This is a genomic window from Psychrobacillus faecigallinarum, assembly GCF_014836595.1.
GTDB classification, from domain to species: Bacteria; Bacillota; Bacilli; order Bacillales_A; family Planococcaceae; genus Psychrobacillus; species Psychrobacillus faecigallinarum.
The window spans coordinates 29,255-47,108 of sequence record NZ_JACSQO010000008.1 but is presented as its reverse complement, the minus strand read 5'-3'; the positions used below and the strand labels follow the sequence as shown (position 1 = coordinate 47,108).

Genomic DNA, 17,854 nt, shown 5'->3' with positions numbered 1-17,854 from the left:
GGCGGCGACTCCAGTGGGATGAGTGAGACAGATAAGCCATCACAACGTGCGCGCTAGCGACGGTGATGGCTTATCGCTCACCCCACGGAATGCCCCCGCCGAGAGCTGAAATTTGTCATCTATATACATGCTTGCCGGGTAAACTATTTCTATTTAATAGTTGAAAATAGTATAAATTATTTCATCTAGCAGGGATTATCCTACTGCAAATAGAACTAATATTAAAATTGATGAAGAATGTAGGTGTTTGTTATGAGTGACATTATTAATTATTACAACCAATTTGATGAGTGGGGGAGACTTGAAAGAGAACCAATTGAATTTCAGGTGAATTGGCATTACATAAAGAGATATCTTCCTCCTGCTGGGAATATACTCGATAACGGGGCGGGACCGGGGAAATATTCAATCAAGCTAGCAATGGAGGGCTATAGGGTAACCCTAACTGACCTTACACCGAAACTAGTAGAGATAGCGAAAGAAAAAGCAGAAGAATTTCATCTGGAAAATCACTTTTCAGATTTTCTTGTAGCAGATGCAAGAGACTTATCCGGGATCCAAGATGAGCAGTTTGATGCGGCTCTTATGCTTGGACCTATGTATCATTTACAGGAAGAAGCCGACCGGATAAAAGCAATACGTGAATTACATAGAGTAACCAAAAAGAATGGGCTTGTTTTTATTGCGTTTATGCCTAGGATTAAGCACATACTTACTTCTCTCATGTACCCTGAAAATTGGAAGCCAAATAACCAGATGAAAAGCATTCAACAATTTAACGACACAGGCAGCTTTAATCACCAAGAAGCTGGGCGTTTTACAGGAGCGTATTATTTTAATATCGAAGAGATAAAGCCGTTCATGGAAGCGCATGGATTTGAAAGCTTAGAATTAATAGGCTCAAATGTCGCTTCAATATTGAATAAGGAAAATTGGGACTACTGGAAAGACAAAGGTGAGCAGGAATACAAAAATCTAATTGACCTGCTGATTGAAAAAGCCAATGACCCTTATATTTTAGGGATATCCTCTCACCTATTGTATATTGGAGTAAAAAAATAGCTGAACAATAAAGAGGGTGAAAGTGATTTGTCACCGCCACCCTCTAACATTTATTAATCCACCAATTGAACATTATAATCTTTAAACCAAATATGCGTTTGAGCTAAGTAAGCTAATAGCTGGGGACCAGTCATCAATTGTCCAAACCAAGGAATCTTAAAGGCCTCTCCATTAGATTCGATTAACGTTTGAAGACTTCTAGGGTCAAATAGTTCATGCAATATAGAATTCTTATCTAGCAGTTGCTCCTTCAGCATGAGCTGAACCTTTGCTGCATAGACCGGATTATGGGTTTTTGGATAAGGGCTCTTTTTACGATAGAGCACTTCGTTTGGAAGAATTCCCTCTAATGCCTTCCTAAGAATGCCTTTTTCTTGGTTTCCAACCATTTTAAAATCCCACGGAATATTCCACGCATACTCTACAAGACGATGGTCTGCAAAGGGGACACGCACTTCTAAGCTTGCTCCCATGCTCATCCGGTCTTTTCGTTCCAAAAGTGTGGACATAAACCAAATCATATTCATATAAAAGAGATTTCTTCGTTCTGCTTCTAAGGAGGACTCGCCAAACAGCTGAGGTGTTTCTGCTACGCTTATATCATATGCGTTTTGTACATAATCTTCAATTTTCAATTTTTGTTGCCAGCTATCGTTTAGCAAGGAGTGTCTTTCATGCTTGGATCGAATCCAAGGGAAGCCTGTTTCTGCATTTCCAACCTTATGAAACCAAGGATAGCCCCCAAATATCTCATCCGCACATTCTCCGGACAATCCTACGGTAAAATCCTTTTTTATTTCTTTACAGAACCATAGTAAAGAGGAGTCTATATCTGCCATTCCAGGTAAATCACGTACATGGACTGCCTCCGTTAAAAATTGGGCTAGATCATCCTGTGTAATGACTGAAAAATGGTGAGTAGTATGAAGAGAGCTAGAGACTTTTTGGATGAAAGGGAAGTCCTCGCTAGGCTGAAATTCATTTCCCTTGAAGTGAACATTATTGTTTTCATAATCAATCGAGTAAGTATGAAGAGGGGGTATTCCATCTCTTTTATAAGCATTTGCAGCAATTGCAGAAATAGCACTAGAATCTATTCCTCCCGAAAGGAATGTACATAAAGGCACATCGGACACAAGCTGTCTTTCTACCGCATCTGTTACTAAGTAACGTACTTTTTCTATCGTTTCCTCTAATGTGTCGGTATGCTCTTTACTTTCCACGTTCCAATATCGCCACATACGCAGGCCGTTTTTCGAAAAAGTTAATGCATGTGCTGGTCTAAGCTCCTTTATCCCTTTATATACACCGAATCCAGGAGTGCGGGAAGGCCCAAGCCCAATAATCTCTGATAATCCATTCCGATCAATCTCTGTTGGAACACCTGGGTGTGCAAGCAATGCCTTTAATTCAGATCCGAATAGCAATCCATCATTTCTTTCCGTAAAAAACAATGGCTTTACTCCTAAGCGGTCTCTTGCTATAAAAACCTTTTGCTCTTCTTCATCCCAAATGGCAAAAGCAAAAATTCCATTGAAGTAATCAACACACTTTTCCTTCCATTCAATATAAGAGGTTAATAATACCTCTGTATCTGAATGCCCTGAGAATGAATGCCCTTTACTTAATAATTCCTTTCGTAAATCTTCCGTATTATAAAGCTCTCCATTATAGCAAAGCGTATAATTCCTAGATTGATAGCTTTTGCTCATTGGCTGTTTGCCTCCAACGGGATCAACAACAGTCAATCTTCGATGACCGAAGAGAGCATGGACCGCACTCCACACATTATGATCATCTGGTCCCCGCTTTTTTAAACTCTCTGCCATTTTCTCCACAACAGGAGAATACCCCCGTAAATCTTTTCTAAAATCAACCCATCCGGTTATTCCACACATATAATTCGCATCCCTTCTTTCACCCCCATAGTATATGCAAAAAAGTGCTGAAAAAGTGACGAGAGATAAGTGACCGAAATAAGTAAAAGTACCACGAACATGTGAGGTTCGTGGTACTTTCATTTAGGATTATGTTGTTACCTTTAATACAGTTTTAATCTTTTGGATAATACCGCCTGAGCTATAAGTAAGAACGCTTCGTTTATAGAAGGACAGGCTGATGATGAATGCTACGATAGAGGTAACGGTTAGTATTAGTAAAGCTAGCATCGGCTCAAATGCCCCGATGTCAGTTGCACCAATGCGTAATGGCATTACCATACCCGATGTAAATGGTATGTAAGAGAATACCTTTACTAGCATGGTGTCTGGACTTTGCGCTCCGAAAATTAATACATAAAATCCTATGATTCCGATGATAGTCATTGGCATAACTGCCTGACCAGCTTCCTCTACTTTAGATACGAGTGAGCCTAATAATGCACCAATGATTAAATTTAGCACAATGGTCATGATTAAAAATGCCAGGGCATAACCAATATAAGAATAGGAAAGCTCCTCAATCATAGGCTGTAAACTATCTATTTTAGAGCCTCCATCAACTGTCATAAAAATAACTGCTAACAAAATTATCAAAGCTCCAATTTGTGTAATTGCCAAGAGAAATGTACCTGTTAATTTAGCTATTAAATGAGTAGATGGTTTAACACTTGCAAGAAGAACCTCTAAAACACGAGAACCTTTTTCAGAAGCCACATCTGTTGTTATCATAGATAAAAAGGATATTAAGAAACCATAGATTAATGAGCCGATGAGCATAGAAGCAACGATTCCTACTGCCTTCTCATCCTCACTCTTGCCTCCAGCAGAGGCTTCGTCTAAATTTTTCATTGTAATGATGGTTTCGGACTGTAGAATTTTATCTGCTTCTTCGGCTGTGAGGTTCAGCTGCTGTACCTCATACAATTTCCCAGCATATTGAAGAGTGGAAGATAGACTGAGCTGATCAGTAAATGCTAATGGCTCATATGTTGCTATTTCCGCGTTAAGAGAATTCTCTTCATCTTTGATAAAAATGGCAGCTGCATAGTCTCCGTCAATGACTTCTTTTTCTACCTCATCATTTGGAGAAGTAGGGAACGAAAACGCTAAATCATTATTAGATTGGAACAAAGCCTCTATATCAGCCTCTGTTTCATTTATCACTGCAATTTCTAGTGCTTCACTTTCAAAGAATGCAGCCTTTATATCTGACCAAAACATTACGATGGAAATCACACCAACGTAGATGGCAAGCATGATTATAAATGATTTTGCTTTTATTTTTTGAGTATATAACTGTTTGACTAACAACCAAAATTTAGACATTCTTGCCACCTACCTTATCCTTGAAGATTTCATCTAATGACAAATAATCTAAGCTAAATTTCTCAATATACTTGCCATCAAAAATAGAGTCAAAGATTGCTTGCGCATATTTTTCATCTGCTAGTGTAAGGATATATTGGTCTTTTCCAACATGGACATACTTAACGCCCTCCATGCTTTCAAGTGTCTCCTTTGAAAGCTCCGTACGAATAGTAAGTTTTGTTTTTCCATATTGTTTCTTTAAGTCTAGCAGGCTTCCAGCATACAAAGAGACACCACGTTTTAAAAGACATAAATGATCACAAAGCTCTTCTACATTTTCCATCTGATGGCTAGAAAATAATATAGTTGTGCCCTTGTCTTTTAGCTCTAAAATGGCACCCTTCAACAAATCCTTATTTACTGGATCCAGTCCACTAAATGGTTCGTCTAGTATAAGAAATGCTGGCTGGTGAATGAAGCTTGCGATCAATTGCACCTTTTGCTGGTTTCCTTTGGATAGTGTTTCAGCTTTCGCTTTTCGTTTGTCCTCTAATTCAAAACGATCAATCCAGTAATCCACTTCTTTTTTTAGCTCCTTACGGGATTTACCACGAAGCTCTCCAAAGAAGTAAAGCTGATCCTCCACTTTCATAGCAGGGAAAATACCTCTCTCCTCGGGTAAATAACCTAAAAGATCTCTATTAATATTATTGATATTTGTACCATCCCATGTGATGGTTCCTTCCGTAGTTTCCTGTAAATCTAGTATCATCCGAAAGGTCGTAGTTTTACCGGCACCATTTTGACCGATTAAACCAAATATTTCACCTTTTTCTATGGTGAAGGAGAGATGGTCAACTGCAGTAAAATCTTGATAACGTTTGGTTACTTCGTTAATTACTAACGCCATGTTTAAGCTCCATTCCTAAGTATTTTTTCGTACTACTTTATACGCATTAGAATAATAAATGTTTCAAAAAATTTTGAAACGTTTATCATGGTGTTCCGTCTAATTCACTGATGAAAACAAAGGGGATGATCAGAAATGAAAAAATTACACTATCTTTCGTTCAGCTTTATAGCAATCTGTCTTCTTCTCACACCTACATTTGTTTTGGCGAAGGAGGGAGAGGATACCATGGTTAAAGAAAACTCTAAACTGGAGAGATTTACTGGTATCGTTAAAGAAGTCGTAAATAAAGAAGACAATGTCATACTTACTGTTGAAACAGAGCAAAAAGAACCGATTGTCACTGTTTTTACAATCACAAACGAGACGCTTTTATATAATAGCGGCACAGCCAAGGAAATAGAAAAAAAGGAATTTGTCAAAGGGCAAAGAATAGAAGCCTACTATGATAAAACAAAAGCTAGGACTATGATCTATCCAGCCCAAATTTCGCCAGAGTTAATAATTGCTCATGATGGCAAAAATGTAGGCTTTACAAAGGTAGGGGTCTTCGATGAGGAGTTAACAAGTGAAGACAACCAATTAAAGCTGAATCTCTCTAAGGAAACGCTTGTTGTTAATAAGGATGGAGAAAGTATCGATCAAAAAAATTTAGTGGGTAATGAGCTGATTGTATTTTATAAGACCTCGACAAGAAGTATTCCTGCTCAAACAATACCGAACAAAGTAGTTGTTTTAGAAGAAAAAGATGCAAGCAACTTTATGAAATTCTCCGGTACTATTAAGGAAGTTTCTAAAAATAATAAAGAAGTAACATTAACTGTAGAAACGAATGAGAAAGAGCCTCAGATTTCAATTTTAGTATTAAATAAAGATGTAATAGCTCTTAATAGCGCTTCAACAAAAGCGATTTCTATTGACTCCTTTAAAAAGGGGATGAAAATTGATGCCTATTACGATAAAAATAAACCAATGATTTTAATTTATCCACCAAGAATCTCTCCAGAAATCATTGTTGCTCATGAAGAAAAGAGTGGCCTAGTGAAAGTGTCAAAATTCGATAAGCAATTTGTTAGTCTAGATAAAGAGCTGAAACTTCAAATTACCAACAAAACAGAATTGGTGGATGAAAAGGGAAAGAAAATTTCCAAGAACGATTTAACAAACAAGGAGTTAATCGTATTTTATAGTTCACCTAAGAACAATCAAAAACTTACGACTCCATCAAAAATTATTGCACTAGAATATATTGAACCTGTTCAAAAAGAGCTCAACAAAATAATAGAGAATGACCATTTAATTCAAAATGGAGTTAAGATGATTCCTATACGTGAGGTGGCTCAGTATTTAGGATATGAAGTAATGTCCCATCCAAAACGTAATAGTGTGTACTTAAAGCTTGGCAATAGCTCACTTTCCATTACTAGGGGAGAGCTGAAGTATGGATACAATAGAAGTATAAGAGAATTTCAAGAAACACCGGTTTTGCACAACAAGAAAACCTATGTGTCTGAAGATATTTTAGAAATTCTTGTTCCAGAGTCTTAAAGAATATGTCGTCCGCTCATATAGAGAAGGACGGCTTTTCTTTTGGTACAATTTATATAGAGAAATATTCCAGGGGGGAAAGTAAATGAATGTATACAAAATAGACAGCGATTTTCCAATGGATTTGTTGTTGTTAGCAGATCCCGCAGAGGAATTAGTTAAAGCTTATTTAGATAAGGGTCAATGCTATATAACGAAAGCAGGAAATAAAATAATTGGCGTATATGTCTTAGTGCCTTTGAATAACCAGACTGTGGAGCTTAAAAATATAGCTGTACATGAACAACATCAAGGAAAAGGAATAGGAAAAGAATTAGTTCTCGATGCCATTGAGAAATCAAAAGAGCTTGGTTATCAAAAAATAGAAGTAGGTACAGGAAACTCCAGCATAAATCAGCTTGCACTCTATCAAAAGTGTGGATTCAGAATTGTTTCTGTGGATAAGGATTTTTTTAAAATTAATTATCCCGAAGAGATTGTGGAAAACGGCATTCCTTGTGTGGATATGATACGACTAGAGAGGATTTTATCCACAGAAAAATAAAATAACTCTAAGCGTGTCATTACTTAATAGAGGTGTGTTCTTACTAACGGAGCAGGTTATGCTGGATTGGGGGAAAGATAATGCAAATTATTGAGTTACAGGAAAGGAATAACCTATTCGAAAAAGCAATTCAAGTATTTTGGAAAGAATGGGGAAATGAGCATAATTATAAATTTTATGAAGATGCTATGATTCATTCTTGTCGTTTTTCAGATATTCCAAGATTTTATGTGATGATTGAAGAGGAGGAGATTATTGGAACTTATGCGTTATTAAGAAATGACCTTAATAGCCGCCAAGACCTTTGCCCATGGCTCGCCTGCTTATTCGTGAAAGAAGAATATAGAGGTAGAGAAATAGGCTTAATGCTGCTACAACACAGCCTGAAAGAAGCAGCAAGAAAAGGATATGATAAGCTTTATTTGTCCACAGATCTTGAAGGCTATTATGAAAAATACGGGTGGAAAAATAATGGTGTTGTGTACGGCGTGAGTGGTGATCATATCAAGCTATATGAAAAGGAAACAGGTTTAAAGTAAGGTAATTCTAAAGTAAATTATTTTACTTTAACTAATGATCTATTTAGTGAAAATACAATGAGCTGGGATATATATTTCCTAGCTCATTTATGTATATCTTTTGTTTTTAATAATTATAATGTTTAATTTTGCCAATTAGAATGCGAATTTCCTCAGCCTTAAACATTAAAACTGCCCCCCGAATAATGATTGGGAGCAGTTATTACTATGCGTTATGTAAAAGTCCTAACACTTTCTTTAATTCTTTTGCTTCAATTTGTCCTGGAGCGGAAGCTGATACAACTGAACCAAAGGTAGCTGCTGAACCGAAAATTTCTCCAGATAAACGACTGATAATACCTGATTTAGCCATAGACATTGTAATAATCGGACGATCCGCATATGTAGAATACATCGTATAGGTAGCATCCAGGAGGGTAATAACATCGGCTGGACTATTAGGCATAACAGCAATTTTAGGAATATCTGCACCTAGTCTTTGCATAGCTGTTAAGCGTTCTATTATTACCTCTTTTGAGGGAGTTCCATTAAAATCATGGTTGGACATCACCACAGAAATATGATTATCCTTAGCTAAAGAAACTAGCTCCTCAACTTCCTCTGAGAAAAGCTCAATATCAATTAAATCTATTTCCTTTGTCTGGATCACTTCACGTAAAAGTTGCTTATAATAATCAGGTTCAATAACTTTATTGCCGCCTTCCTTGTGACTTCTAAAAGTAAACAAAAGGGGGGTAGGATATAAATAACCTCGTATGTATGAAAGGGTGTCTTTGACAGATTCTAAGCTTTCAACTTCCTGTAATAAATCTACTCTCCATTCGACTACATCAGGAGATGCATCCTTAACTAATTGTAGCTCCTTAAAAAGGGCTTCTTTATTTTTTCCGATTAGTGGAACAATAATTTTTGGTAGTCCTTCCCCAATATGAATATCCCGAATAGAAATAATTTTCATAAATATCTCCCATCATGCAACGTTTTACGTTATATTAACATAAAACGTTGCAAAGGGGATGTAAAAATGAGATTTCAAATCTATGAAAGTGCAGAGAAGTTTTACGATATTGCAAAACCTTTTTTAAAGCAAAACGAGGACAAATTTAGCTTATTTTTAGGTGTGCTTGAAAGAATTAGAGTGGGAGGATATGAGGACCCACTGATGGCTACTATTGAGGAGGATGGGGAGTTATTGGCACTTTTTCAGATGACTCCACCACATCCACTTAATATTATTTTTGTCGATTTAAATAAAATCGAAGCGTTAATCGATTTATGTATTGAAGAGATTTTACAACGTGGTATACATATAGATTCGATCATAAGTGTAAAGGAATGGGCTATTCGCTTCGCGTCAAAATGGGAAGAGAAAACGGGACAAGCAAATTCGCTATTAATGGACCAGGGATTATATCGATTAGATGAAGTGGATGATACGCTAGAAAATAGCCCAGGATCCTGGAGATTTGCTAATAACAATGATGCTCCATTAATAGAATCTTGGTATAGCCAGTTTGAAGAAGATACCGGACTTCCAAGTACTGCTAAAGAGGAAATAGCCCAGAGAGTGACTGCTATGTTGAATGGACAGGAGGTTTTCTTATGGGAGGACGATGGAGAGATTGTGTCTATGATGAAGAAGGCTAGACCATCAACTCATGGAGTGACTGTTTCTATGGTATTTACTCCTAAAGAAAAGCGACGCAAAGGTTATGCAAGAACAATGGTAGCAGCCTGCAGCAAGGAGCTTTTAAAGGAATATGACTTCTGTGTTTTATATACCGATATGTTAAATCCCACATCCAACAAAATATATCAAGAAATTGGTTATCAAAAGTTGATGGATTCAGTTCATTTAAAGCTGGGGAATAAATGAGATAGTAAATGTTAGATAGATAAGGAGACATTTATTCACATATTGACTTTAGTATTTGATTCGATTAAAATTAGTGAAAATTCATACACAATTCGATGATAAAGAGAGTATCTGATGAGATAATGATTAGCGAGTCAGGGGTAGTGAGAGCCTGATACAGGACTTTTCAGAGAAACGCACTTTGGAGAAGCTTTTTGAACTAGAGTAGAAAAGATCGGGGAAGTCCTCGTTAATAACGTTAAAGCGGTCACAATATGTGACAACTAGAGTGGTACCACGGGAATTTCAGCTCTCGTCTCTTCATAGAGATGAGAGCTTTTTTATATGGAAAAACAAAATGGAGGGTGAATATATATGGAACTATTAAAGCAAATTGCTATTTCGATTGAGACTGAGTTAGAAAGTAAGTTAACAGTGAAAGAAATACAAATGCTTTTAGAGAAACCAAAGAACATTGAATTAGGAGATTTAGCATTTCCTTGTTTTACGCTAGCGAAATTATATAAAAAATCACCACAGCTTATCGCTTCTGAATTGGCAAAACAGGTGAAGAGTTCACTTATTGCTAATGTAGAGGCAGTAGGGGGCTATTTGAACATCTTTTATGACCAGAAAACTATTGCGAAAGAAGTGTTAGGGGAAATACTTAAAAATCAAAACAATTATGGCCAGCTACCAATGAAAGACGAACAAGTTACTATAGACCTTTCCTCACCAAATATTGCTAAGCCATTCTCTATGGGACATTTACGTTCAACTGTAATCGGAAATGCTCTTGCCAATATTTCTGAGAAAAATGGCTACAAAGCTGTTCGTATTAATCATTTAGGTGATTGGGGAACTCAATTTGGAAAGCTGATCGTTGCTTATAAGCTATGGGGAGACAAAGAAAAAATTGAAGCCTCCCCAATAGAGGAATTATTGAAAATCTATGTAAAATTCCATGAAAAGGCTGAAGTGGATGAAGAGCTCAATGTTGAGGCAAGAGCTGCCTTCAAGAGTCTAGAGCAGGGTAACGAAGAGGCACTACAGCTTTGGAAATGGTTCAAGGAAGCCTCTCTTAAAGAATTTCAATATATCTATGAATTACTAGGAATTCAGTTTGATTCCTTTAATGGAGAAGCATTCTATAATGACAAAATGGAAACGGTCGTCAAAGAAATAGAAGAAAAGGGTTTGCTCGTGGAATCTGACGGGGCATTAGTAGTTGAGTTAGAGAATATGCCGCCATGTTTGATCAAAAAAACCGATGGAGCTACTCTATACGCAACGAGAGATTTAGCTGCAGCCTTGTATCGTCAAAATAACTATGCCTTTACTAAAGCATTTTATGTAGTCGGCAACGAACAATCACTTCACTTTAAACAGCTTTTCAGTGTGCTTCAAAAAATGGGCTATGCGTGGGCAAAGGACTGTCAGCATGTACCTTTTGGGATGATGCTTAAGGATGGTAAGAAGATGTCGACTCGTAAAGGAAAAGTGATCTTATTAAAAGAAGTCTTAAATGAAGCTATCGAGGAGGCGAAAAAAAGTATTGAGGAGAAAAATCCTTCACTTCTTCACAAAGAGGAGGTTGCTAAATCAGTTGGAGTAGGGGCCGTCATCTTCCATGATTTAAAAAATCATCGTATGAATGATGTAGAATTTTCTCTGGAGCAAATGCTTAACTTCGAGGGTGAGACTGGACCCTATGTTCAGTACACTCACGCACGCATAAACTCACTCCTTCAAAAAGGTAAGTTTGAGACTAATAACATGAGTTTTGCAGGACTAGGCGAACCTGCATGGCCAACGATAATGACACTTCAAGGCTTTCCACAGGTTATCCAGAAATCCTTTGAACATGCAGATCCATCACTTATCGCAAAATATTGCCTAACGCTATCTCGCCATTTCAATAAATATTATGCGAACACAAAAATATTAGTTGGTGATGAAACAAAGCGATCGAAGCTGACACTTTGTTATGCGGTTGCCATAGTTTTAAAGGAAGGGTTAAGTTTACTTGGGATAGATGCTCCGGAGCAGATGTAGAAAAGCCCCACTGTCTTTCTGACAGTGGGAATTTCTTCAAAGCTTCTTACTTGCTAGCCTTACGTTTGAACCCTTTACCTCTGTAAAATAACCTCCAAACATATTCTAAGGGACCTGATTGAAACTTTAAATGTTTAATCCAAAGATAGCTAAGTAATAACTGAAATATATAAATGGATATAGCGATGATAGTGGTTTGCCAAAGCTGAATTTCTCCAAATAAGCCCAGACCATAGCTATAAAATAAGAGGCTACAAATCACGGATTGTAAAATATACATACTAAAACCAAGCTTTCCAATGTAAGAAAAGAGTGATAGTTGTTCTTTATATTTTAGGAAAGCAAGACAGAAGAAACAAAGATAGCCTAGCATCAGTAATGGACCTGCTATAAATACACCTATCATTTCCAACATAAGATTCGAGGAGTCGGAGAATAACATAGGTAACTCTAAGATAACTCCAGACAATGTGGCAATTAGTCCAAAAACAAGGAAAGAATGTTTTTTCTCGTGAAGGTTCTCTAATAGCCTTCTTTTTCCAAAAAATACTCCAAGTAAAAATATCCCTAAAATTTGAGGGAAAAACAATATCATATTGAAAAAGCTCATAACAAAGTCCATAGAACGTTTTGCTACTATTTCACCAAAATTTCCTTCCGCATAAATTTGCTTATCTATTTCTTGGGATAATTTAATCTCTTCGGAAAAATCCATAGAAGAATAGTCCCCTGTTCCAGTTGTCAATCCGGTAGATATACCAAGTAGAAGTGGGACAATAGAAAGTAATACAAGAGACCAAATAAGTATTGTCTTAGACTTTCGTTTTAAGAAAAATAACAGTACAATGCCAACTATTGCGTAAGTGGTTAAAATATCGCCATACCAAAGCAACAAGCCATGGATCAATCCGAAGATGAATAAGGCAAACATCCTTTTTAAGTATAAAGGGGTAAATTTTATCCCTTGTGTAGTAGAGTTCATGTACAAAATGGTGGCGCCATACCCAAAGAGAAAAGAAAATAGTAGCATAAACTTTCCTTCAACTAAAAGTGCAGTAAAAAAGTCAATCGACTCGTTGAGCTTACCTTCTATAGGAACTCCTCCCAAACTAATTGCTTGAAGTGATTCGTTAAAAAAATGTATATTCACTAACAAAATCCCTAATAATGCAAAACCTCTTAAAGCATCAATAACTTCAATTCTTTTCAAACTAATTCCTCCTTAACTTGTTATAAGAATAAGAATAGAATTGAAATATAATAAAATAATAAGTAAAAAGTTTATACTTTTGTTATAAGTATGAAATAGTATGAGTAAAAGGGGGGGTGTGCCATATTGCTCAAAGAAAAAATCCTAATTGTGGACGATGAAGTGGATATAGTTTCTTTTATGAAGGATTCTCTGGAGGACGAGGGTTATGAAATCTTAACTGCTCACAATGGATACGATGCTATTCAATTAGCTAAACAGAATCCACACTTAGTTTTACTCGATGTAATGATGGATGGGATAGATGGATTTGAGGTATGTGAAAAAATAAGATCCAATCTCTCTGGTCCTATTATTTTTCTTAGTGCTTGTCAGGAGGAATCTAATAGAATTAAAGGCTTGTTAGTTGGAGGGGATGACTATCTCATTAAACCATTTAGTCTTACGGAGCTTAAAGCTAGAGTATATGCGCATATAAGAAGAGAAAAAAGAAGAATCGAAAGCTATGCTTATGAAGTAAAACAATATGGGGAAGTAACCATTGATTACAAAGGTAGAATGATCCATATAAATGGAGTGAATATAGACTTAACAAACAAACAGTTTGATATTGTTTGGTTACTTGCAGAGAATAAAGGACAAGTTTTTTCTAAATCACATATTTATGAGCGAGTATGGGGATTAGAAGCTAATGGAGAGGATTCCACAGTTACCGAACATATAAAGAAAATAAGAGCAAAATTTCAAGCAATCAAGGAGGACAATACATATATACAAACTGTATGGGGAGTAGGCTATAGATGGGGGTAAAAACAACAACTCTTAATAAGAGACTTCATCGATTAATTGTCTACATTTTATTATGCAGCCTTCTAAGTACAATTCTTACATGGAGTGTTTTGATATATATCGGAGAATCAAAAATGCGTGAGGCCAGCTTTTATGAACAAATGATTCCTAAAATAGAATCGAAAATTCGATTAGAAAAAGACTCAATCTTAGAAGTTTCTCAAAAAAACAAGTTAGATATGATTATTCCATCCGAAGGTTTTAAATATAAGGTTATCGATATAGCGGGTACATATAAATACGGCAGCCATGAGGATCAATTAGACATAGATGTCAAACAACTATATGAAAGATTAAATATTGTGGATTACAGTGAGAAAAATTACTTTGTTAAATATATCCCTATAATTGATGCCAACGAAAACTTGCAAGGAGTAGTTATGCTTTATTATCAACTGAAGGTTACACCAATCGAATCCTCTGATACTCTGTTGCTAAAAGTGGGAATCCCATTAATTCTGCTTACACCTTTTTTCTATATTATTTTATTCACTATTATATTTGTACGAAGACTTAGCAGAGAGATAAAATTACCTCTAGAGCAACTAATGATTGCGACAAGCTTTGTACGTAAAAAGGATTTAAATTTCAACATAAATAAGTATGAAAAAATAAGAGAAATACAGCTTTTAATAGAAGCTTTTGAAAATATGCAAAGCGAGCTGAGTGATTCTCTACAACGTGAGTGGAAGCTTCAAAAAGAACGTAAGGAGGCTATTGCTGCCCTGGCACACGATTTACGAACACCACTTACTATTATCCAGGGTCATGTAGAAGGCTTAGAAGAAGCAAAGAAAAAAGGAATTGATCGTTTTGATAGATACCTAATTGTGATTAAGTCAAATATTCAGCGTGCAGTTAAGCTAGTTTACGACTTAAATCAAACGACTCTTCTAGAAAACGATTTTTTTCAGTTAGACAAAAAAGAATTTGATCCCATTTATTTCTTTCAGGGGAAGATGGAGGAATATGAACACTGGTGTATGAAAGAACAAGTTGTATTTACAGGTAAGCTTAAAGATGAAAGAAGTAAGAAAATCGATATTTTCGCTGATTCCAATAGAATATCGCAGGTACTGGATAATCTCTTCACCAATAGTCTTAGATTCGTACAAAAAGGAGAGATTAGCCTAAATGTACTTATGACGGATGACTGGTTATATATAAAAATGGTGGATAATGGCCAAGGGTTTGAAAAAGGAAAGGAAGCGAAAGTATTCGAATCCTTTTATCAAGGTATAACTGGAGAAAGCCGCAGAAACGGACATGCTGGCCTTGGTCTGTATATAGCAAAGACAATTATTGATAAACACGATGGAACTATCCAAGCTTTTAATAACGAAGACGGCGGAGCAACTGTTTCTATTAAATTACCTTTGTATTAAGTAGATATTGCCTTTATAAAGGAAAAAAGCTAAGCTCATTTTTAATGGGCTTAGCTAAGGTTAAACAAGAATTCGTTTATTTTAAATCGATGATTATGTCATCCATTTTGTATTGTTTTTGATCAGTAGTTATATATGACTTTCTACTGCCTTTGTAGTCCTTATCTTCTTCAATAAGTTCAAGATTACTCATTTCTACTTCAGGAGTTATAATAAGTTTAGTAGCCATAGGATTTACTTTTTCATATATGGAGCCCCATTTAGTCCCGTTCCTATGTCTAGAAGAACTTCCACTTTGTTCTTTTAGTGAATAATGATTGCCTAGATCATCCTGTACTAATAATTCAACGATTGCTTGATCCCATTTTTCATATAATTTATCAGAATCGATTTGTTCAAATAGAAGATGAAACGAATTTGGAGATATCGTTAGCTTTTGAAGGTGGACTGTAAGGTCGTACTGTGTAAGCTTTTTATCTAAATTATAGATAGCTATATCTGCCTTATTTAAAGTAAAGTTAAATTTCCAATCACCTTCAATAGGGTCATTATCAATGGTTCTTCCTGGACGTAAATAATCTATGTTCCATTCTATCGGTAAAGAGGTATCCTTTTCGTCCATTTTCATAGTGATAATACCTACATATTTATTCTCGCTCTCTGATACTTTGCTTGCTTCATTACTTCCTGTTTTGGGAGAGTTTTGAAGATGAGGCACTCCTCTTAATACAATGGGATTCCCTAAGTCTCTGTTTGAATCAATTGTATATGTGACAATCATAGATTCACCATCGTAAATGGCATCATCCACAGTTACATTTATACCATTGCTTGCTGCTGTTAAGTTAATAGGGGTAGCACTTTCAGCATAATCCCCATAGAAGTCCCCGTTATTATCTCTGTAGTCATAAAAGAATTTATAAATATTGCTGATTACTGGGATATTGTCCGCGTAGGCAGTGAAAGATAGTCCTACTATAGCTGAGACGCTCAGTCCTACGGCAAGGGAAGCGGCAGCTAAAAACTTTTTACCTTTCCTTTGTTTAGATGTGTTGATTTTATTTTTTAATTCTTTTTTTACCTTCGCTCGCTCAAATTCGCTTACTTCCATCTCTTCAAATTCGTCTACGTCTATTTCAATATTATTAAATTGCTTGTAAAGATCTTTCATACATAGCTACCTCCTAGAAGAAATTTCTTAACCTGTCCATTTAGCCTCTTCTTTCCTCTGTATATACGATTATCAACAGATGCTTTTGTTTTCCCTAGCTTCTTAGCGATGGCCTCTGTACTTTCGCCAAGAAAAAAACGCATGATGAAGATCTGTTGATCGATTGGATCTAGTTTATGGATTAATTGCATTAGTTCATTTCGATTTTCTGTTAGAATCAAACTTTTTTCTATAGAGTCGGCTGGCTGAAGTTCCATCTGTTCACTAGAAACCTCCATATTACGAGTTGCTTTTCGGTAGTAATCGATAGCCTTGAATTTAGCGATTATACAAATCCATTTTTTAAAATCAGTTGTGTCGCCATTAAAATCCTTTGCATGATGCCAAATAGATAAAAAGATATCGTTTATGCATTCATCTATCATCCCATCATTTTTTAGAGGAGAAAGAACCTTGTAGGAAACGCCTTTTATTAATGGCAAGTAATTATCCACAACATATTCCAGTGCGTCTTCTTTTTCTGATTTTAGCCTGTGGATAAAATTAGATTCAGTTGATTTCATCTACAATAGCTCCTTTTGGTATTTCTAAAAGCTTTTACACTCTATATAACGCGCTAAATTTAAATTTTTCTCAAAAAATGAAATATTTATTTTAGAGTAACATGAGAATTACAATAATTGGGCATAAAAAAAAGCCGCGTATTATACGCAGCGTTGTGTTACTTAATATTTTTACTTTGGTAGAGTAACTGAGATTCGCCTGAGAGTTCCCAATTCTCTACTGTTTCATATGCTTGCTCTGGGGTATATCCTTTACCAACGAGGACACCCATGAGTATAAATTCCTGGAGAATATGCTTTAAATTAACGCCTCTTTCCACATCACTGAGAGCTTCATTTACAAGGTATTGTGTATATTGAATCCACTGGTCAGGGAAGCCAACAGGCTCAGGCTTGTTCCAAGAAGTATTTGCTGAAGTATTTTCTTGCATGCTTTCCGGTACATTTTTTGAAATATTTTCCGTTAAAATATAATTATATAGTTGAGCATGTTTCATTTCGTCTGTCAAAATTTCGAAAACAATATCTCTGTATTCGCGGTAGGGTAGTCCTGCTCGTATTACTCTGTATTTTTCCATTGCTTTTAACTCTCCGAAAAAAGCTTTCTTAATACCGGCCTCATAATTGGCAGGAGAAACGAATTGCTCTTCTGTCGTAACCACCACATCATTACCAGTCAATGCTTTATACATTTCTCTGAACCACTGATTATGCTTTATCTCATCGTTTCGGATAGACGTGATTATTTCTATTTGTTCTTGATTAGGAGCTAAGGAGATTAGGTAGTCATAAAAAACTTGATCTTCCTTTTCTCCTTGTACGGCTTCGGCTATTAATGTTAACGATTGCTGATAAGCCTGTTGGGCATACATCTGTTGGTTGTAGTTTTCGGTATTATTCATACATTTCCCCTTT

Annotated in this window: 16 protein-coding genes and 1 other annotated feature; of the genes, 8 read left to right on the top strand and 8 right to left on the bottom strand. The window is 36.1% G+C overall.

The genetic code is table 11. The features are described from left to right. The first annotated feature begins 252 nt into the window (after positions 1–252). A complete protein-coding gene (locus H9650_RS14540; protein WP_191697525.1) occupies positions 253–1,062 on the top strand; it encodes a class I SAM-dependent methyltransferase in 810 nt (269 codons plus the stop codon). A 53-nt stretch (positions 1,063–1,115) separates the two neighbouring features. Here H9650_RS14540 and asnB read toward each other — a convergent pair whose 3' ends face one another. The 3 genes from asnB to H9650_RS14525 all read right to left on the bottom strand — a co-directional run bounded on the left by asnB (position 1,116) and on the right by H9650_RS14525 (position 5,220). Next, on the bottom strand, positions 1,116–2,960 hold the full coding sequence (asnB, locus tag H9650_RS14535; RefSeq protein ID WP_191697524.1) for an asparagine synthase (glutamine-hydrolyzing): 1,845 nt from the start codon (positions 2,958–2,960) through the stop codon (positions 1,116–1,118). 129 nt (positions 2,961–3,089) lie between these two features. After that, on the bottom strand, positions 3,090–4,328 hold the full coding sequence (locus H9650_RS14530) for an ABC transporter permease (RefSeq protein ID WP_144539355.1): 1,239 nt from the start codon (positions 4,326–4,328) through the stop codon (positions 3,090–3,092). Then, positions 4,321–5,220 carry an ABC transporter ATP-binding protein gene (locus tag H9650_RS14525; RefSeq protein ID WP_151112334.1) on the bottom strand — a complete coding sequence of 300 codons (900 nt, stop codon included), beginning with the start codon at positions 5,218–5,220 and terminating at the stop codon, positions 4,321–4,323. The genes H9650_RS14530 and H9650_RS14525 overlap by 8 nt, the downstream gene beginning before the upstream one ends. A gap of 135 nt (positions 5,221–5,355) precedes the next feature. Between H9650_RS14525 and H9650_RS14520 the strand changes: the two genes are divergently transcribed. The 3 genes from H9650_RS14520 to H9650_RS14510 all read left to right on the top strand — a co-directional run bounded on the left by H9650_RS14520 (position 5,356) and on the right by H9650_RS14510 (position 7,851). Beyond that, complete coding sequence (locus H9650_RS14520) at positions 5,356–6,768, top strand: stalk domain-containing protein (RefSeq protein WP_144539359.1); 1,413 nt, start codon at positions 5,356–5,358, stop codon at positions 6,766–6,768. 85 nt (positions 6,769–6,853) lie between these two features. Continuing rightward, positions 6,854–7,312: a GNAT family N-acetyltransferase gene (locus H9650_RS14515; RefSeq protein ID WP_151112338.1), complete on the top strand. Its 459-nt coding sequence runs from the start codon at positions 6,854–6,856 to the stop codon at positions 7,310–7,312. Between the two features lie 80 nt (positions 7,313–7,392). Further along, a complete protein-coding gene (locus tag H9650_RS14510; protein ID WP_144539363.1) occupies positions 7,393–7,851 on the top strand; it encodes a GNAT family N-acetyltransferase in 459 nt (152 codons plus the stop codon). Between the two features lie 205 nt (positions 7,852–8,056). Here H9650_RS14510 and aroD read toward each other — a convergent pair whose 3' ends face one another. Beyond that, a complete protein-coding gene (aroD, locus tag H9650_RS14505; protein ID WP_151112342.1) occupies positions 8,057–8,809 on the bottom strand; it encodes a type I 3-dehydroquinate dehydratase in 753 nt (250 codons plus the stop codon). Between the two features lie 66 nt (positions 8,810–8,875). Between aroD and H9650_RS14500 the strand changes: the two genes are divergently transcribed. Continuing rightward, positions 8,876–9,727 carry a GNAT family N-acetyltransferase gene (locus H9650_RS14500; RefSeq protein WP_144539367.1) on the top strand — a complete coding sequence of 284 codons (852 nt, stop codon included), beginning with the start codon at positions 8,876–8,878 and terminating at the stop codon, positions 9,725–9,727. Between the two features lie 86 nt (positions 9,728–9,813). Further along, positions 9,814–10,030: a binding site (T-box leader), on the top strand. A 51-nt stretch (positions 10,031–10,081) separates the two neighbouring features. Further along, the gene (gene argS, locus H9650_RS14495; protein ID WP_191697523.1) at positions 10,082–11,761 is read left to right on the top strand and encodes an arginine--tRNA ligase; all 1,680 of its coding nucleotides are present in this window, start codon (positions 10,082–10,084) and stop codon (positions 11,759–11,761) included. A gap of 46 nt (positions 11,762–11,807) precedes the next feature. On the opposite strand, the gene H9650_RS14490 is transcribed toward argS, so the two are convergent. Next, positions 11,808–12,971: a DUF418 domain-containing protein gene (locus tag H9650_RS14490; RefSeq protein WP_191697522.1), complete on the bottom strand. Its 1,164-nt coding sequence runs from the start codon at positions 12,969–12,971 to the stop codon at positions 11,808–11,810. Positions 12,972–13,097: 126 nt separating this feature from the next. Here H9650_RS14490 and H9650_RS14485 point away from each other — a divergent pair, with 126 nt between their 5' ends. Then, positions 13,098–13,781 carry a response regulator transcription factor gene (locus H9650_RS14485; protein ID WP_225216098.1) on the top strand — a complete coding sequence of 228 codons (684 nt, stop codon included), beginning with the start codon at positions 13,098–13,100 and terminating at the stop codon, positions 13,779–13,781. Between the two features lie 113 nt (positions 13,782–13,894). Further along, positions 13,895–15,205 (top strand): sensor histidine kinase, encoded by a 1,311-nt coding sequence (locus H9650_RS14480; RefSeq protein WP_191697521.1) that lies wholly within the window; start codon positions 13,895–13,897, stop codon positions 15,203–15,205. A 76-nt stretch (positions 15,206–15,281) separates the two neighbouring features. Here the strand turns inward: H9650_RS14480 and H9650_RS14475 are convergent, their stop codons facing one another. The 3 genes from H9650_RS14475 to H9650_RS14465 all read right to left on the bottom strand — a co-directional run bounded on the left by H9650_RS14475 (position 15,282) and on the right by H9650_RS14465 (position 17,841). Further along, positions 15,282–16,376: a DUF4179 domain-containing protein gene (locus tag H9650_RS14475; protein WP_144539377.1), complete on the bottom strand. Its 1,095-nt coding sequence runs from the start codon at positions 16,374–16,376 to the stop codon at positions 15,282–15,284. Next, positions 16,373–16,939, bottom strand: a complete 567-nt coding sequence (locus H9650_RS14470; RefSeq protein WP_144539379.1) for a sigma-70 family RNA polymerase sigma factor — start codon at positions 16,937–16,939, stop codon at positions 16,373–16,375. The genes H9650_RS14475 and H9650_RS14470 overlap by 4 nt, the downstream gene beginning before the upstream one ends. A 158-nt stretch (positions 16,940–17,097) precedes the next feature. Further along, a complete protein-coding gene (locus H9650_RS14465; protein WP_144539381.1) occupies positions 17,098–17,841 on the bottom strand; it encodes a ferritin-like domain-containing protein in 744 nt (247 codons plus the stop codon). Between the last annotated feature and the right edge of the window lie 13 nt (positions 17,842–17,854).

What these genes read in the sequence shown, in the direction of transcription:
- H9650_RS14470 (WP_144539379.1), bottom strand. Translation starts at nt 16,939, where the DNA reads ATGAAATCAACTGAATCTAATTTTATCCACAGGCTAAAATCAGAAAAA.
- asnB (WP_191697524.1), bottom strand. Translation starts at nt 2,960, where the DNA reads ATGTGTGGAATAACCGGATGGGTTGATTTTAGAAAAGATTTACGGGGG.
- H9650_RS14540 (WP_191697525.1), top strand. Translation starts at nt 253, where the DNA reads ATGAGTGACATTATTAATTATTACAACCAATTTGATGAGTGGGGGAGA.
- H9650_RS14465 (WP_144539381.1), bottom strand. Translation starts at nt 17,841, where the DNA reads ATGAATAATACCGAAAACTACAACCAACAGATGTATGCCCAACAGGCT.
- H9650_RS14530 (WP_144539355.1), bottom strand. Translation starts at nt 4,328, where the DNA reads ATGTCTAAATTTTGGTTGTTAGTCAAACAGTTATATACTCAAAAAATA.
- H9650_RS14515 (WP_151112338.1), top strand. Translation starts at nt 6,854, where the DNA reads ATGAATGTATACAAAATAGACAGCGATTTTCCAATGGATTTGTTGTTG.
- H9650_RS14500 (WP_144539367.1), top strand. Translation starts at nt 8,876, where the DNA reads ATGAGATTTCAAATCTATGAAAGTGCAGAGAAGTTTTACGATATTGCA.
- H9650_RS14480 (WP_191697521.1), top strand. Translation starts at nt 13,895, where the DNA reads ATGCGTGAGGCCAGCTTTTATGAACAAATGATTCCTAAAATAGAATCG.
- argS (WP_191697523.1), top strand. Translation starts at nt 10,082, where the DNA reads ATGGAACTATTAAAGCAAATTGCTATTTCGATTGAGACTGAGTTAGAA.
- H9650_RS14520 (WP_144539359.1), top strand. Translation starts at nt 5,356, where the DNA reads ATGAAAAAATTACACTATCTTTCGTTCAGCTTTATAGCAATCTGTCTT.
- H9650_RS14525 (WP_151112334.1), bottom strand. Translation starts at nt 5,220, where the DNA reads ATGGCGTTAGTAATTAACGAAGTAACCAAACGTTATCAAGATTTTACT.
- H9650_RS14510 (WP_144539363.1), top strand. Translation starts at nt 7,393, where the DNA reads ATGCAAATTATTGAGTTACAGGAAAGGAATAACCTATTCGAAAAAGCA.
- H9650_RS14475 (WP_144539377.1), bottom strand. Translation starts at nt 16,376, where the DNA reads ATGAAAGATCTTTACAAGCAATTTAATAATATTGAAATAGACGTAGAC.
- aroD (WP_151112342.1), bottom strand. Translation starts at nt 8,809, where the DNA reads ATGAAAATTATTTCTATTCGGGATATTCATATTGGGGAAGGACTACCA.